The 17,558-nt window shown below is 47.0% G+C and carries 12 protein-coding genes and 1 tRNA gene; 3 read left to right on the top strand and 10 right to left on the bottom strand.

The annotated features are described in order from the left end of the window. Window positions 1–28 precede the first annotated feature (28 nt). Window positions 29–127, top strand: a tRNA-Sec gene (locus tag EL633_RS36425). A 185-nt stretch (window positions 128–312) separates the two neighbouring features. On the opposite strand, the gene EL633_RS01310 is transcribed toward EL633_RS36425, so the two are convergent. The 4 genes from EL633_RS01310 to EL633_RS01325 all read right to left on the bottom strand — a co-directional run bounded on the left by EL633_RS01310 (window position 313) and on the right by EL633_RS01325 (window position 4,496). Then, the gene (locus EL633_RS01310; protein ID WP_161981855.1) at window positions 313–1,317 is read right to left on the bottom strand and encodes an alpha/beta hydrolase; all 1,005 of its coding nucleotides are present in this window, start codon (window positions 1,315–1,317) and stop codon (window positions 313–315) included. 118 nt (window positions 1,318–1,435) lie between these two features. Further along, the gene (locus tag EL633_RS01315) at window positions 1,436–2,248 is read right to left on the bottom strand and encodes an acyltransferase family protein (RefSeq protein WP_126625469.1); all 813 of its coding nucleotides are present in this window, start codon (window positions 2,246–2,248) and stop codon (window positions 1,436–1,438) included. Continuing rightward, the gene (locus EL633_RS01320) at window positions 2,197–2,661 is read right to left on the bottom strand and encodes an acyltransferase family protein (RefSeq protein WP_126625470.1); all 465 of its coding nucleotides are present in this window, start codon (window positions 2,659–2,661) and stop codon (window positions 2,197–2,199) included. Before EL633_RS01320 ends, EL633_RS01315 begins: the two co-directional genes overlap by 52 nt. A gap of 53 nt (window positions 2,662–2,714) precedes the next feature. Beyond that, complete coding sequence (locus EL633_RS01325; protein WP_126625471.1) at window positions 2,715–4,496, bottom strand: long-chain-fatty-acid--CoA ligase; 1,782 nt, start codon at window positions 4,494–4,496, stop codon at window positions 2,715–2,717. A 681-nt stretch (window positions 4,497–5,177) separates the two neighbouring features. Between EL633_RS01325 and EL633_RS38350 the strand changes: the two genes are divergently transcribed. Then, on the top strand, window positions 5,178–6,656 hold the full coding sequence (locus EL633_RS38350) for an alkaline phosphatase family protein (protein ID WP_176599701.1): 1,479 nt from the start codon (window positions 5,178–5,180) through the stop codon (window positions 6,654–6,656). Window positions 6,657–6,676: 20 nt separating this feature from the next. Here the strand turns inward: EL633_RS38350 and EL633_RS01335 are convergent, their stop codons facing one another. From EL633_RS01335 to EL633_RS01350, 4 genes are all read right to left on the bottom strand, one after another. Next, a complete protein-coding gene (locus EL633_RS01335) occupies window positions 6,677–8,107 on the bottom strand; it encodes a cellulase family glycosylhydrolase (protein ID WP_126625472.1) in 1,431 nt (476 codons plus the stop codon). 61 nt (window positions 8,108–8,168) lie between these two features. Next, entirely contained in the window at window positions 8,169–9,320 is a 1,152-nt protein-coding gene (locus tag EL633_RS01340) for a glycoside hydrolase family 113 (RefSeq protein ID WP_126625473.1), read from the bottom strand. Next, window positions 9,317–10,756 carry a glycosyltransferase family 2 protein gene (locus EL633_RS01345; protein WP_126625474.1) on the bottom strand — a complete coding sequence of 480 codons (1,440 nt, stop codon included), beginning with the start codon at window positions 10,754–10,756 and terminating at the stop codon, window positions 9,317–9,319. The genes EL633_RS01340 and EL633_RS01345 overlap by 4 nt, the downstream gene beginning before the upstream one ends. A 125-nt stretch (window positions 10,757–10,881) precedes the next feature. Continuing rightward, window positions 10,882–11,439, bottom strand: coding sequence for a hypothetical protein (locus EL633_RS01350; protein ID WP_126625475.1), 558 nt, complete (start codon window positions 11,437–11,439; stop codon window positions 10,882–10,884). 581 nt (window positions 11,440–12,020) lie between these two features. Between EL633_RS01350 and EL633_RS01355 the strand changes: the two genes are divergently transcribed. Beyond that, window positions 12,021–13,361 carry an MFS transporter gene (locus tag EL633_RS01355; protein WP_126625476.1) on the top strand — a complete coding sequence of 447 codons (1,341 nt, stop codon included), beginning with the start codon at window positions 12,021–12,023 and terminating at the stop codon, window positions 13,359–13,361. 95 nt (window positions 13,362–13,456) lie between these two features. On the opposite strand, the gene EL633_RS01360 is transcribed toward EL633_RS01355, so the two are convergent. Continuing rightward, a complete protein-coding gene (locus EL633_RS01360) occupies window positions 13,457–14,296 on the bottom strand; it encodes an SWIM zinc finger family protein (RefSeq protein WP_126625477.1) in 840 nt (279 codons plus the stop codon). A gap of 5 nt (window positions 14,297–14,301) precedes the next feature. Further along, window positions 14,302–17,466 carry a DEAD/DEAH box helicase gene (locus EL633_RS01365; protein ID WP_126625478.1) on the bottom strand — a complete coding sequence of 1,055 codons (3,165 nt, stop codon included), beginning with the start codon at window positions 17,464–17,466 and terminating at the stop codon, window positions 14,302–14,304. Between the last annotated feature and the right edge of the window lie 92 nt (window positions 17,467–17,558).

Below are 17,558 nucleotides of genomic sequence, written 5' to 3' on the forward strand. Positions count from 1 at the left end.
TGCAAGCGTGGCATGATAACAAAAGCATGGAGGTGTAGGGGCCCCGGTGGGTCTCACCGTCTTCAAAACGGCTGGGGGGTCGCTCGGCGCGGTCCCCGGTGAGTTCGACTCTCATACACCTCTGCCACGCCCTATTTTTTGTGCATAGGACCATGCTCTACTTCCTCACTATTGATCAAGAAGTAGAAGATGGATGTGTATTCTTTCACACTTGAGCCAAAACGGGAACATGGGGACTAGCACTCCCTTTTTATATACCCATCAACACCTGTTTCTCTGCACTTGGAGTTGGCTATCTATGTCGCCACCTCCCTATCTCCCAGCCGTCGGTGGCACCAGCGCCGCTGTGAAAAACTTTGCTACCCGATCAACATAGACAGTGCCCATACGCTGAAATGATTCGATATGGTTTGCTCCAGATACCAGCCAGGTATGGACATCTGCGTGGCGTGTATCCATGGCCGCGCTTGCCAGTTCGTGCATATTATCTGGCGGGACTACTGTATCAGCTGTTCCCTGGATAAATAAGATTGGACGAGGAGCAATCTCTGCTACCACATCCACTGGACGTACGGTATAGTAGTTGATGCCATAGAGCGCACGAATAGACTCCAGGACGCCAGGGAGAAACAGGGGAGGAACATTGGATTCCTTGAGCAACGGTACAATGGCGGCAAACGCACTATCGGTTATTATAGCTTTCAGCGCAGGTTCGTGCGACGCTGCCAGCAGCATCGTCGCACCCCCCATCGAATCGCCCCAGCCTCCAATAAAACGCGGTCGTCCCAATTCTGGATAAGGCAATGTGCCGGAGTGCAGAAAATCAACCGCCCCCAATACATCACGCTGCTCAAAATAGCCCATTGATAAGGGCGCGGGAGCAGATTGACCATGGCCGCGCAGATCAATGTCTAAAATAGCGAAACCACGGCGAGCCAGGTTCGCGCTAAGACCTAGCAGCAAAGGAGAGGCTCGATTGGAATGTAGACCATGGACGAGAATGAGCGTGCGCTCAGTAGTCAGATGCCCGTTAGCAAGCATACCAGGAATAAACCAGCCCCTTATTTTCAAATGATCCTCCCGGCTTGGGAAGGTAACATCGCGGAAGGCGAGATTGAATGCCGCTGGCGTCTGCGTCACTGGCAGTGGCGCTACAGAAACTACCCGCATCGCAACATACATAGATATGCTGACATATACCAGGCTGAGCAAAAAGGAAATGAGAAATAGTCTGCGCACAAGTTTAGAGATGCGTAGTTTATACTTCATAGCTGGCTGCAGCTGTACGCTGGATAAAATTGTGTTTGGAGATTTCATAGTGAAAAAATCGTACCTTGTTTGCGATACAAAAGGTGCTTGACTAAAACTGTACGCTAATGACAGCTGTATCATACGCTATGGCCAGCATTTTAGTCAAGCCATGCTTGACTATGGTCTAGCTTTTATTTACAGTGCTAGCTAATATTTTTTTCTGTACCTTCATACCAAACAATAAGCGTAGCATACGGATACGTCGGACAAGTAGCTCGTATACTAGTAGAGTTAAGGTCAGGGAGATACTGCTGAGTAAGAGGAATTTTAGTGGAATATTGTCACTCCACCCTTTGATAAAAAATGCACTGATTACAATAATTGGATAATGCACAATATAGAATGGCAAGGCCGCTTCATTAGCATAAAGCAGTAAGCGACTACTGAAATTCATAAAGCGCAATGCTATGTATAAAGCCAGAGCAAGCAGAGACCAGGCTATCAACCCACGTAAAATCTGGTAGAATATGTAGCCAATTGAATAATAAGGGCTTGCTTCCCAGCGGGCAACATATCCAACAAGATAAAACAGTATCACCAGAAAAATGCATACGCTTGCTATCAGCAACATAAGGCCCTTTTCAGATCTGATGGCCTGCTCGAAACGTGTGTCAGATGCCAGAATATAGCCATAAATGAAGCATATTACCCAGGTGCAACAATCCGCCCAGTTCTGGTATCCAGGAAATGGTGCGCGCAAGATGATCTGCATAAAAACTATAGGAATGGCGAACAGCAGCAGAGCGCCACGTTTTTCAGCAACGCTAGCCAGTTTGTGTATGAAGCGCCGCCCTGTTTCTCGCCTGAGCAACATCAACAAAGGAAGTGTCGCGGCCGAAATGAGAAAAAGAAAAGCCAGAAACCAGAGATGAAACGAAACAGTTGCTAACCAGCGCAGATTCCAATCAATGTGCAGGTTAATAAAAAAGTATGGCACGAACTGGACAAAGTTACCTTTATAAAGTGCAAAAGCCTGAGATCCTCAAAATATGCCTCGACGGGTGAGAGGAATAACACACCGACTAAGAATGGGATGAGCAGGCGCTTTATACGCTCATTAATGAATTGACCACCATTTCTAGAGCCTAACGCAAACCAGGTCGTCGAACCAGCCAGGAGAAACATGAGAGACATGCCCCACATCGCACCAAAGTTGGTAAATGTCATGATACCCACACTCTGCTCCTGATACCTGATACGCCAGCTGATAATATCCAGGGCATCGATATTGTGCGCTGCAAAGACTCCTAACACGGCCAGCACTTTGAGCCAGTCCAGGTAGAAGCGCCTCTGCTCGTGGCGAGGCCTGTTACTACTTACCACTTTTACGGGCGACATATGTGTATTCATTTTTCCTATCCCACCCCAGATCCATTATCTTTGTCACAACATAAAACCCTGGATTATTTCGTGTCTGGCACATCGTTTTCGTGGATGAATTGGGCCCGTAGCTCCCTTCGTAAGACCTTTCCGATAAAAGATTTGGGCAAACTTGTGCGGAACTCCAGCACCTTCGGCACTTTATATACCGCCAGTTCTTGTTGACAGAACTTGATCAGCTTATGTCGGACTTGTTCAGAGGCTGTTATCTCACGTTTCAGGACAATAAACGCGGCGACTGTTTCGCCTCGGTATGCGTCTGGGACGCCAACTACTACCGCTTCCGCAACAGCGGGGTGCTGCAATAAAACCTCTTCGACCTCGCGCGGATACACTTTTAGTCCACTGGCAATAATCATATCCTTGGCCCGTTCAACAAGATAGAAGTAGCCATCTTTATCTATCTTTCCCAGGTCTCCTGTACGTAGCCAGCCATCACGAAAAATCGCCTCTGTCTCCTCTGCACGCTTCCAATATCCCTGCATGATATTCGGCCCTCTGACAACAAGCTCGCCCACTTCGCCGATAGAAACTGGTTCGCCTGTCTCAAGTGTTACAATGGCCGCATCAACTTGTGGCAGCGGAAGGCCAATACTGCCATTTCGGCACTGCTCAGTCAATGGATTGCAGTGCGTAACAGGTCCCGCCTCACTCAGTCCATAACCCTCAACAAGCTTGCTATGTGTGAATTTTTCAAAACGCTCTTGCACTTTTGCAGGCAATGGACCTGCACCACTGATACAATATTTGATCGATCGGAAGTAGTTCGGATGTTTGCTAACTTCATGTAGAAGAGCAAAATACATAGTTGGGACACCAGGAAAGAGCGTGGGTTGCTCATGCCGAATAGCTTTTACCACATCTTTTATCTTGAAACGCGGTATTAGAATCATCGTGGCAGCTAGCAGAATTGAGATGTTCATACATGTGGTCAGTCCATAGACATGAAAGAAAGGTGTTACGCAGAGCACGCGTTCCTCTCCTGCCCGAATTTCAGTAAACCACGAGCGTATCTGAATGGCGTTAGCCAGCAAAGAGCGATGCGTCAATATTGCCCCTTTGGCCAATCCGGTGGTCCCACCTGTATACTGCAAGACAGCAATGTCTGAGGTAGCAATCTCCACAGGCGCTACTATTGCGTCTTTATTCTCTCGCCGTAACATGTTAGACATGATGTGGAGAGCGGGGTCGGAGTGTGCTTCTTTATAGGCAAGGTAAGCCAGATGGAGTGTGCGACCCTGAGTGAGGATATAAAGGATACGTGCGATAGGTGGCAAAAAATCAGCTGGACTGGTGACGATGATGTGTTTCAATTCGGTCTGTTTATGGATGGCACAAATGCGTGAATAAAGGGTTGGAAGCGTAATGATTACCTGCGCTCCAGAGTCCGCGATCTGATGCTGCATTTCACGCTCGGTGTAGAGAGGATTAAGGGGTACCACCACGGCTCCTAGCTTTAAGATACCATAAAAAGCCAGTGGATACTGAGGAATGTTTGGCAGGGCAACCACTATACGGTCACCCTTTTTTACTCCCAGATGTTGCAATGCAAGCGCGAAGCGATTGGCTTTGCGAGAAAACTGGGTGTAGGTGAGCTTTGTCCCAAAATAACTAAAGGCGATATGCTCTGGATAATGGGTAGCGGTATCCTCAAGCAGCCAGTTTAGCGTATGCTCCGGCAGCTCGATGTGGGCTGGAACTCCCTGCTGGTAGTGCTGTATCCAGGGTGATGTAGCAACAAAGCCCTTAGCCTCATGATCAAGCTGATCACATGAGGAAGGGACTCTAGAATGGGGTGGCAACATTGTGCACTTCCTTTAAACAAATATGCAAAGATCCACTGTTAGAATATAAAAATACTTCTCTGGCTAATTAATTATCATACTATTCAGCAATCACAGAGTGATCACATAAAAGTTCATTGAGACACGAACAGATCTCAATCCCTGGTCCAAGAAACACTGTCCTACAAATACTTAAATAGCTGTTCGTCGATATTCAGTCACATAAATAAATCCACACTGGCTGTACATGACCACACTGTAATGCATGTTTAATATCATCAAGCTCTAATCACACCCTCTTCAAAGATATAAAGCGAGATAGCTATAATAATATATCTAGCGAGCATTTAATTTTTCAGTCTTACACTGGAATATTTCGGAGTTTTCAGGGGCTTTTTGGTCCGATCCTGCTCACTTCATTTCAGAGTTACACTGGAATTCCCACACTCCTCGGATCATCTTTCACCTCTAGTTTCAATAGCTAGCGCCATGTGCAATTTTTATCCCTCACACTTCGCGCCTACGGCACTCGCTTGTTTTGAGGAGGAACATGGCGTTAGCTTAGCTATATTTATGTCTTTTTAACAAAAGTCTGGTGGAAAACCAAATACATTTAACGTTGATTTAAAAGGTGAAAGCTATATTTAAAGAAGTGTTACCATAAAAAACATGTCTTTATTTTTGGTAGAAAGGTTTCAGCTCATGAAAACCATTTCCCATCCTATTTCTCCGCGTACGATGCTGGCTGCGGGTACACTTGCATGTCTGCTTGCGCTGGTAGCGGCCCTGTCCATCAATGGATTCCTGATTACAACTCACACGTATGCCCAATCAACATTGCCAACGCCCAGTCACGTTGTACTGGTCATGGAAGAAAATCATTCTTATAATGAGATCATTAATTCAAGTAGTGCCCCCTATATTAACTCTCTGGCTAATAGCGGTGCAGTGTTTACTCATTCCTTCGGGGTGACCCATCCCAGCGAACCGAATTATTTAGCGCTCTTCTCGGGATCTACGCAAGGGATTACAGATGATTCGTGCCCCCATACTTTCAGCGGCCCGGATCTGGGTGGGGAATTAATTAATGCTGGTTTGAGCTTTAAAGGCTATTCAGAAAGCCTGCCTTCGCCTGGTTCGACGGTGTGTACCTCCGGCAACTATGCACGCAAGCATAATCCCTGGAGTAACTTTACCGATGTGCCATCCAATAATAACTTGCCCTTCACCAGCTTTCCCAGTTCCAATTTTAGCTCCTTGCCAACTGTCTCGATCGTGGTACCAAACCAGGCCAATGATATGCACAACGGGACCATTCAGCAAGGCGATACCTGGCTTAAGAATAATATGAATTCGTATGTTCAGTGGGCAAAGACCAATAATAGCCTTCTTATCGTGACCTGGGATGAGGATGATAGCTCACAAAGCAATCAAATCCCTACCATTTTCGTCGGCCCAATGGTCAAAACCGGTCAGTACACTGAACAAATCAACCACTATAATGTGCTACGAACCCTGGAAGACATGTATGGCTTGCCAGCGGCTAATAATAGTGCAAGTGCCTCGTCAATTAAAGATTGCTGGCAATCTGTATCTCCCCCAACACCAACACCTACTAGTACATCGACACCAACGCCCACTCCGACACCTACCAATACACCTACTCCTACCAATACACCTACACAAACGCCGACACCAATTGTTGGTGGCAATATCCTGACCAATGGTGGTTTTGAGAGTGGCTCAAGCTCCTGGACGGAGAGTTCTTCGGGTGGTTTTGAGATCGTAGATAATAGTAATCCCCATACTGGTAGTAATAGTGCCTATATGTGTGGTTACAACTCTTGTACAGATACAATTTATCAAAAGGTCACAATTCCATCCAGTGCCACGAAAGTTACACTCAGCTATTGGATTTCTATCAGTACCACTGAAACTAGCAGTAGCACATGCTATGATTACTTGCGTGTGCGCCTAAATACGAGCAGTGGAACAACTATCTCAACGCCACAAACACGCTGTAATACCAATGCGCAGGGTTGGACACAATATACTTTCGATGTGACATCAACACTGTCAAGTTATAAGGGACAGCAGGTTCAGGTCGCCTTTTTAGGTACGACCGATTCCTCGCTCTCTTCAAGCTTCTATGTGGATGATGTTGCTCTGACAGTACAATAGCCATAGCGCGAGTGAAGTGGCTATGAACTTAACAGTACGATACTGTTGGCTGGGACCTGCGTGAGCAGGCGATGGTCCTTCTGCTGCCGAGTTATAGCAATGGGTTGGAGAGAAAGATCACGGCTAGCTTCAAGCTGCTTCTCACTATACGTGTACATCGTAAATGCGGTCGGTTGCTCTTTTGATGGCAATGACAGGGCTATATTTGTAGCTCTGTCATTGCGGTTGACAAGGAGTACCGACCAGTGTGTGTTATCTTGTGCATTTGCACCTGACAGGTGGGCCGCCAGAACGCGCACATTAGAGGGATTGGTTGGCCGATAGATGGTGGCATTAGAGGGGAAGTATTTGCATAACAATGACCAGGAGTAAAACCAGGGCCGGGGTGGGCTATCCTTAAGAATATTCCACATTCCCCAGACCTTATTATGCATGGCGTCATCCAGGTCCCAGGCGCTGCCACCTGATACGCCTGCACGCGCCAGTTGCACCGCATAATCTACGATCTCGACTCCGTATTGGTAATTTTGAACCTGATACTGATTATCTTTAGCATCCTTTTGATATCCCCATCCCATTTCACCAATCAATACCGGCTTGTTGGCAGGATCCACATTGATAAGCCTATCGATCTGGGGTTTAAAGTTCTGTTCTACCTGTCCCTGCCGAATCTCGCAACATGTGTTGATATAATTATGCCACTCGTAAGCACCCAGCATCGTCTGGGCATTCCAGGGTAGTCCACTATTGGTAATCCAGCCATTGGTCTGTGAGGTATCGGGGCCTATAAGCGTAAGTTTGTCATACAGGCCGCGTTGGTTTAAGGCCGTGGAGATAGTCTGGGCAAGCTTTTCCCAATCTCCAAACGAGGACAGCTTGGTATCGGGTTCGTTTAATCCATTTATATAGCGGATATCGTCATAACCCTGCTCTTTAATTAAATATTGCGCCAGGTCACCCAGGGCCTCAGCGTAGTCGCTTGATCCAGGGGCCCATGGACCATGATTCCAGGAACCGATAACGACGGTAATATGATGGGAATGAGCATAGTCTAGAATAGGATACCAGGCACGCATTTCAGAACTATCAAAATTATACTCGCCAACCTTGCCATCAGGGCAAAACCATTTTATGTCGAACATACTACGTATCCAGTTCGGATGCAGCTTATCAACGCGTGTGAACAGCGTTTGCCACTGCTTCTGGGTGAGTGGCAGAGGTTGTTTATCGTTATTTTCGATATCCCATTCGATACCGAAGCCGAGCCAGGGACGTTTTATGGCATCGCTCTCTGCTATTGATACTGGTATTGTCGTTGCTCCTTTCGGAAGCGTGAATGTTGGCAGCGGCTCTGGTGCCTGTGGTTGCTGGGTTATGCAGGCCTTCAAGAGCAAAAGCAAGATAAACAATACGGCACATACCAGGAGAATTTTTGCCTGGAGCGACTTCATGAGGATAGCTCCTATCCATTTTTGTAATCATTACTATTCTTAGTGCACCCCTCCCCAATCTCTACCGTAAGAATACATCATACCAGTGATGAATAGTTTTTGCGGCCGGGGTGTAATTGGGCGCAAATGGTGGTTTAGACCAGGCCCATACGAAGACGCCATCAATAAGTTTATCTTTCGCGATGTTCTGAAATGCAGCATCAAGCAATGCAGCCTGCATAGTTGGATCTTTTACACCATTATCAGTATCCTGATAGGGAAGATAGCCTGCGTAGCTGGTATTTCTATACCCGATTTCGGAGATAAACACAGGTTTGCCGAGATCGCGTGCCATCGCGTCCAGGTGTGGTTGGACGCGGTTCTTCCAGAGGTCCGGCAATTGCTGTTTTGGAATGCTCGTTTCAGTATCTATGAGCGAATAGTAGCTGGAGAGGCCTACCTCTGACAGGAGGGGATCTCTCATCCATCCCGCAACAGGATATTTGAGCTGCGACGAGAAGTTTCTGCTGTATACGATCTGTCCCGGGTATACGGAATGAACACGTGTAAGTAACTGGTGCCAGTAGCTATCTGGTGATTGTTCCAACCCCTCATATTCGTTACCAATGGAGAAACGATCGCACTTAGCTTGCTGACATGCCTGTAAAAATGGTTGAAGTTGATGCCAGTAATTATCAAACCAGGCCTGGTTGTCTACATCAGTATCATACCTGATGTATCCTCCCCAGGCATGCGCGTTATCGAGCGTGATTGCGGGAAAAACATAGACGCGATAGCCCATTTTATGCGCCATCTCGATCCCCGCCTTCAGACCGGCCGGAGTCTGGCCATCATGGGCAATATGCACATTTGTCGTGAATTCTGAATCCTGGTGGAATTGGAGATAGAGGCCGATCCAGTTAGCTCCCGTCTGTGTCCGAATCTCCTTTAAGCCAGGCTCCCAGTTCTTGTCCGCAGTAGTATAGGACCTGGGTCCCCACTGCGGAAAGATCATTCCCGCGGCGAGATTTGGACGTAGCGGTGGCGGGGTCGGTGTTGGGGTAATAGACGAAGCTGGTGCATGACTTGAGGTTCCTTGGTTCGATTGTGCAGATTGTGTCTGCGAGAAAAGTTGTTCCAGGCCGGCCGGCCGTACGGCATAAATACGAACCAGCAGAATCACCAGGAGAAGCGCAATGGCCGTCAACCAGATTATGCGATATTTTAATTTCATTGCGCTCCTTCCGCCCTGATAGAAACTTTATCGGCAGCAACAGTCTTGGGTGTCGGTTTCCAGGTGACCCGACGATTACCGCGTATCCATTGAACGACGGCCCAGAAAGCGGCAGAGCTTTCCATAATACCTGCGATCGGCGCAACCAGGATTACTTTCCCCATTTCAGCAATAGCCTCGCTTAGAGGCAGGCGCAAAATGTTGGAAATGTTATACCAGGCACCAATAAAGATTGAATTAAGCCAGAGAAATCCTGCCAGGATCATCCAGAACATAAGCACCAGAGATAGAGGTGGTGCCATATGGTGACCCAGTAAAAACTGCACGTATTGCACGAGTAAGTAGAGTACCGAAATCACTCCTGCTGGCAACCCCAGTGCAAAAGTCGAAATGCGATAACGTGTTCCCCATGTCAGCTGAAAGCGTAATTTGCGAGGAATCTGATAGAATGTTGGCATGCGCTTCATCATCTCCATACCTTGTAGCACGCCAATAATCCAGCGATAACGCTGACGGAAGGCACTTTTGAAGGAGAAGGGGGGTTGTTCCAACATCGCACTTCCGTGCCAACCAAAAATGGAGGAGCCATAGCGCAGATAAGCATTGACGCCAAAGACGTAATCTTCCGCAATGAAGGGCTGCCCATCCAGATTGCCAATATCCCAGCCAAGCTCGTTTTCTAGAGCTTCATCAATGACCAGGTTCGAGCCATGCAGGTGCAGGGGAACGCCTTTTTCCATCACCTCGCGGCATTCAAAACAGCCAATTGGTCGATTAGCCTCCATCGCGCGACAGATGATACTGGCGTCCTGGTATTCCAGTGGATAGTAGATTGGTCCCTCGGTCAATTTCTTATCAGTTAAGGCCAGGAAGCGGAAGAGGCGGCGTAGCTCCAATGGCTCCATGACACTCTCTTCATCGTAATGTACGATCACAGTACGTCCATTTTTACGATTGAACCCCTGCCTTCTTAACTCAACCATATAGTGCAAACCGCGTGCTTTCAGTTGGGTACCGCCAGGCGTCTGATAATCTTTGGGCAATACAATGACCGAGACCGGTACAGGATAGGAAACGAACTCACGCTCAAATTGGTGTTTTTGCTCTTCCGCCTCGGTCACAACTTCAATGCTAAGATAATGCCCGTAAAATGTCGGAGCCTCACGCGCCAGCCGCATGATGTATTCGATACCACGCCTGATAACCTCCGTGCTTCCCGGGCTTCCACGTGTAGTAATCTGAATTTTGATAAAAGGCATCGGCAACCTCTGAAGATCAGCGGTTGTCACGTTCTCGCGCTGACGATAGCGTGACCAGTGGAAGAAAAAGCTATGGAAGTACGAAAGAAAGCGGATATTGATCAAGCTGATAAGGGCCACCATGATATAGCCCAGCACCCCTCCGGCATTCGCAACAATAGTCATAAAATTAGTCATGAAAATGAGTATTCCCTTATGCTACTGGACCTGCTGGCCTGCCTTTCCCTCCACTTGCATTCACGCGAAAGTGGAAGATCATAAAGAATGAAGACACACCAACAAGTATTGCCACCTACTGAATTTTAACTGATAGACACCTTGTCCTGTGCCTGTGTGGGCTCCTCATCTAAATGGATCAATGCAAATTTGCCAGACGAAGGTTTAAGCGCACTCATGTGCACTGTAGTCTCGTCGGCAAGATCATCGGATAAAGGAGTCTGATCTTCAACGTCTTCGTTTTTAAGTGCAGGCACATGTACTGTGGCTGTATTAACAAGTTCATCAAATGGCACTATATGCTGCTCATCTTCTCGATCCTGCTCGAGAACCTTGTAGCCAGCATGCTTTGTCGCGTGGCCAACTTTTGTTGCTTTAGATGTTTTGATCAGAATACTGAATATAATAAATTCTCCAATGGCCAGGATAAGAACCGCGCACAGCAATTGCGTTATCCAGTCCTGAAAGATATTCAGGAGAAGCATCAGAGGAACAACCAGGTACAGCGCAATAACACAACATGCTCCTACCAGGACGAGAAATGTTAGAAATTTGCGGAACAGAGTATCTGTCTTTTTCAAGGCAAGTGTGTTCATTATCTGCGTGGGATGATCCTGCAGTTCTACTTTTTCTATTGTACTCATAGTGTTTATGGTTCTCCTTTTATGCTTACCAAACTACACAGGTGTAAAATAGATGATTAAAGATAAATGGCGGCATCACGCATATCGATTATTCGATAAAAATTTGATAAATACATATATAATCTTGGCAAGATTTTGACAAATACGTTTCAACTAATAATACACATAGCAGACCTGGCTCGGATATGGATCAGTACTTATGGGGGGTGTGATCAGAATAAATGTATATTTTGAAGCCTTTATTTTACATATGATTTAATGGTTACAAGCAGCTCAGAAATACACTGCTGCTCATGCTTTTTGATAATCAGTTTAATTAATTGATATTTTTATGCACAAATAATAATAACAAGCTAGCTGTGTATTATCTACCTATGTATTTCTTCCGTGTCTACAGATAGGATAATGCCGCAGCAATTAGTACCATCTATACAAGCACTCCTTAAACGTCCTTATCTTCTTCAACATTCTCATGCATATACAGATAAATAGGCAGCATAACTTTTATATTCATGTATAATTATCTTACGCACAATAAAGTCACATAAGGAAGTGTTACTGGTACCTGAGAGGAGATAGGTATGAGCGCTATTGCTTTAGTGCGTTCGCTGAATCGCGAACAACGCAGCACTTTTATTGCAAGTTTCCTGGGTTGGATGCTGGATGCCTTTGATTTTTTCCTGGTAACGTTTGTCACACTTCGTATTGCGAACGATTTTAAGGTGGCTTTACCCGCCATCGCCTTTGCTGTTTCGCTCACCTTAATGCTACGACCAGTCGGAGCCCTGCTCTTTGGCATCCTGGCTGACCGCTTTGGTCGACGTATTCCACTGATGGTCGATATTATTTGCTATTCCGTTATCGAACTATTGACGGCCTTTTCACCAAATTATGTGGTGTTTTTGTTGTTGCGCGCGCTATTTGGTGTGGCAATGGGAGGAGAGTGGGGACTTGGCTCCTCGTTGGCAATGGAGTCGTTGCCAACTGAGTCTCGAGGTTTATTCTCAGGTATTCTCCAACAAGGCTATGCCTGTGGCTATCTGCTTGGGGCAATTGCCTACTTTGTGCTTTTTACCTTCTTCCCAAATCTTGGCTGGCGCTGGATGTTTGTGATTGGCGTCCTCCCTGCCTTGCTTGTGATCTATATCCGGGTTGGTGTACACGAGTCACCTGTGTGGGAACATCAACAGGATATACACAGGCGTACAGGTAGCAATGTCTGGCAAGGTATGGGGAAGGCGATCACAAGCCACTGGCTGGTATTTTTGTATGTGATTATCTTGATGACAGCATTCAATAGTCTTTCACATGGCACGCAAGATAATCTGCCAACATTTCTACAGGCACAGTTGAAGCTCGGCGTATCGGCGACCTCAACGATTACGATCATTGCCAATATTGGTGCTATTATCGGCGGCACAATGTTTGGCTATTATTCACAGCGTTGGGGCCGCAGACGCGCGATTATCATTGCCTGTCTGCTTGGCATAATTATGATCCCGTTATGGACTGGCTATGTCCGCATTCCGGGTATCGGGCTACTGGCATCGATCTCGATTGGCGCTTTTCTCTTACAATTCATGGTTCAAGGGGCGTGGGGAATTATCCCCGTTCACCTCAATGAACTCTCTCCCACAGATGTGAGGGGAACCTTTCCTGGCTTCGCCTACCAACTTGGAAATCTCTTTGCGGCCTGGATCGTCTTCTTCGAAGCCCTTCTAGCTGCAGGGCTGAGTATCGGCAAAACACCTAATTACGCCGCTGCCCTGGCTTTCTTCTCACTTGGTGCCTTCATCGCGGTAATCATCTTTACTGCTATTGGTAAAGAGGCACGCGGAATTGAATTTATACAGGAAGAGGAAAACGCATACAATGTCAATGAAGCGGTCAAACCTGGTATAAGCGAACATGAGACTGCTTGATCATCCCATCCTCTTGTTAAATGTCACCTCTCTTCTGCAGGTCATTAGAAGAGAGGTGAACTTGTTTATCATGCTAATGCGAACAGATTTTTTCATTATTTCATTTGTTTGTTTTTCGTACGTACACGCTCATAGAGCTCTTCCATGGTTTTGATAAATGAGGCATTCTTATGCCAGAAAGCTGGATAGTCCCCTTGTTTTTTGATCAGGAGAGCAGGAACGGCGGGTTGTGCTGTCCTGGCTGGCTGTTGGATTGGTAGGCGGGCTGCGCCAGTCCAGAACTCTTTGTGACTAGCAATCTGGGCCGCTCTGGTAGCTAGATAAGTATAGTATGATGCCGCTGGTTGAAGCTGAGGCTCCTTGATGGTCAGGGCAGAAGCCAGATTGGCTCCTAGCGGGGTCTTGACCAGTTCAGCCTGCAGGCTTTCCCTGGAGAGTCCACGTAAAGCAAACATGACAAAAGGATCTTTGTCCAGGGCAGAGGCCAGCAGATAGTAGACACCAGCAATATGTTTACAGGGATTAGCATAATCGGGACATGAGCAATTCGTCTTGAAATCGCGTTCACTATGCGGCAGCAAGTGCAAATTTAGCTCTGAAAAAACATCCTCAATGTCATCAGGCATCTCACTCATCAAAAGTTTGGTGAGCAGATCAGCTCTGGTAGCAATTTTCTGGATAACTTTGGTCCACTGGCTGGCACTAATGGCTTTGATCGTAATTGACGTTTTATAAATGGGCTCTTCATAGACATCAAAGTAAGGGTTGATTGAGCCACGCACTTTGGCTTCAACGGTGCCTTGATCCAATTTATAGCTCATAATACGACCGTTGGTGGCATATGAACGCCCACGACTCAGGCGGCCAGAATCAGTAAATTCTTCCAGGGCCTGGATAAAACGCTGGCCCCACCATGTTCGGCTGAACTGTGTCATTGTTCTTACTCCATGATTGCACTGCGACGCAGCGTGATCAGATCTTTAAATGTATCGTTGTCGAGTTCTGTCAGCCAGGACTCATCGGTGCCCACCACCAGTGATGAAAGGCGCTTCTTGTCTTCAATCATTGCATCAATGCGCTCTTCCATCGTTCCCATGGCGATAAATTTATGCACAAAAACATTTTTGCGCTGACCGATACGGAATGCCCGGTCGGTCGCTTGATCTTCAACAGAGGGATTCCACCAGCGATCAAAGTGAAACACATGGTTGGCTTTGGTGAGATTCAGACCAACGCCACCTGCTCGCAATGAGAGAATAAAGAGTGATGGCTCGGTCACTGGATCCTGGAACTCCGTCACCATTTTTTCGCGTCTGGCCACATTTGTAGCACCATGCAGATAATAGGTATTGTAGTGCTTCTTATTCTCAAGGTAGCGCTCCAGTGCCCCACCAATCTCAGTAAACTGGGTAAAGATCAGTGCGCTTTCGCCGCTATCAATAACCTCTTCAACCATCTCTGTAAGCCGCTGTAGCTTGTGGGAACGCTCCGTTGTAAAGGCGCTACCATCCTGTAAGAATTGCATCGGATGATTACATATCTGTTTAAGCCTGAGCAATGTTGATAGAATCAAACCTTTACGCTGAATGCCCTCTGCCTCATCCAATTGCTCCATCACATCTTTAACGACAGCTTCATACAGCGAGGCCTGCTCGGACGAGAGCGTACAATACATTTTTTGCTCGATCTTATCTGGTAGATCGTTGATGATGCGCTTGTCAGTCTTCACACGCCGTAGGATAAACGGCTCGACCAGCTTTTTTAAGGTCGTGGATTGAGTGGCATTATTATCTTTGTAGATCGGTAGCTCAAAATTTTTGCGAAATTGTGCTTCCTTACCTAAGTAGCCAGGATTGAGGAAATTAAAGATGGACCATAGGTCGCGCAAACGATTCTCGACAGGAGTGCCGGTCAGAGCCAGACGATGCGGAGCAGTCAGTTTAAGGATGGCACGTGTCTGGGCCGCCTGTGGATTCTTAATGTTCTGGGCCTCATCAACTACTACGCGATGCCAATCGATGCTCTGTAATAACTTTTCATCCAGACGAGCCAGCGCAAAGGAGGTCAGAATAACATCTTGCTCCTGATACATCTCCAGAAACGCCTGCTTATCTTTAGGCCGTGTTCCCCCCTGATGTACCAGAACTTGTAGTTTTGGTGCAAAACGCTCAATCTCCTTACGCCAGTTGCCTAACACTGATGTCGGCGCGATAATCAAGGTTGGTCCGATAGACTCGGTTTCTTCACGTTCTTTCAGCAAACAAGCAATCACCTGGAGGGTCTTGCCCAATCCCATGTCATCAGCCAGGCAAGGATTCATGCCCAGGCTCTCTAAATAGTGCAGCCAGGCCACACCACGCTTCTGGTACTCACGCAGAGTTCCCTGCAAGGCCACAGGATCCGCAATGGGGGCAATGGCATTTTTATTATCAAGCTGGGCAAGCATATCCTGTAAGTCATGATCATGCTCCCATTCTAGTTCCTCTGCCCCCTCTGCACCAAGTTTCAACATATCCATCAGTGAGATTTCAGTGGATTCGTGTTGATGCGTCTGCCAGAACTCAAGCATCTGCTGCATCTTTTCGCGGTCGAGCTCCATCCATTCACCACGAAACTGAACCAAAGATGACTTGGCATTGACCAGTTGTCGCCATTCCTCTTCCGAGACGACCTGTCCACCGATTGACAGTTCATAACTATAGTCAACTACTTTTTTAAGACTAAGATGTCCACCCTGTGGTGCATTTGTTGATCCTTTGGGTGAGCGCAACGCTGTTTTGAGGCGTACCTTACTACGCCGTCTGCCTTCAGGCGTCCACCAGGCAGGAACAATCACAATATAGCCGGAGTCCTCAAGTACCCAGGCGCTCTCCTTTAAAAAGGCAAACGCCTCATCAAGGGTGAGTTGATAGCCGGCAGGCTTATCTGTAGCTAACCCATCCCAGATTTTGGGATAGATACGTGCTGCATAGCCAAGAGCCAGTAAAATATTTTTTTCAAAATCCTCTCCAAAGGCATCTACCGCCTCCACGCGCTCCCTCGGCTCAAGTTCCCAGTATGCATGTAGACTCAATTGGAGAGAAGGATCATGCTTAGCGGCCACCAGAAAATGCATATGCCAGTTGTCTATGTCAGTAGAGGGAGCCTCCTCTAAGCGAAAACAGAGCGTAAAACCAGCATCCGTATGGACCCCGGTTAAGTTGGTACGCCAGGCCAGCCAGTGCTTATAATCTTGAAGCGCCTCAGCAGGATCCTGGATGGGAGCCGGACGGTATGGATAGATGCATCTGTATAGGAGCGTATCAGCAATCTGATGATCAAATGCCCCGGTAAAGGGAGTACCTGTGACAATGTTGTGAAGCAGGCATTCTGAAAAATGGCGTAACAACGCCTCTTCCTCGAACAAGACAGCATTATCTGGAGTACTTAATCCAGCCGTGCACACTCCTGGCATAGCAGTCAGATAACGCTGAAGCAGCGTCTCATAGGTATCTGAGATCAGTTCCCAGGAAGGATGAAGTATAAAACTGGCTTCTTTTTTCGTTGCCTTTTTGCTACGTGTATTTTTTTTCTCCTGGATTGTTCCCATATCTTGATACTTTAGTGCAGGAATGTACTGGTCTTTGGCAATGATAGCTTTGAGCGCCTGAGCATAGTAATGCCAGAATAATAGGTCTGCCCCCAGTTGAAAATCTTCGGCACCGTTAAGCGCCATAAAATGGAGCAAATTCAGGACGGTGAGGATCTCTGAGACTTTATAACAGCAGATCTGCCAGGGCATCAGCTCAAATTCTAGTGGTTCTTCTTCCTCAACGTAACGCAACAATTCAAAAGAAGGTGCAGGCTTACCAGCCGTTGTAGGAAGCAGAAAGTAACGGTCAACCAGGTTGCTCTTCACCGTATCAGGAAAAGAATCTGCCAGCTTCAGTTTCTCCACAAGAAAGGTTGTCAGAGTTGCCTGTGTCAGGTGCCGAGGGTGGACAGCATCTTTGCTCTTTGTCACCACAGATGGCGGCAGATCCGTCTCTACCCAGAGATAGAAAGCTCCACTTCGGATGAACCCTTGCGAGTCATCGGGAATCCAGGTTCCATGGATAATATGCATGCGGTACTCCTGCTATGAGCCACGATCTGATTGGGGGATATATCAATCGTACTCAATACATGTTTTTATGTAATTTTTTCGTACAGCATAAC

This window comes from Dictyobacter alpinus (genome assembly GCF_003967575.1).
Classification (GTDB): domain Bacteria; phylum Chloroflexota; class Ktedonobacteria; order Ktedonobacterales; family Ktedonobacteraceae; genus Dictyobacter; species Dictyobacter alpinus.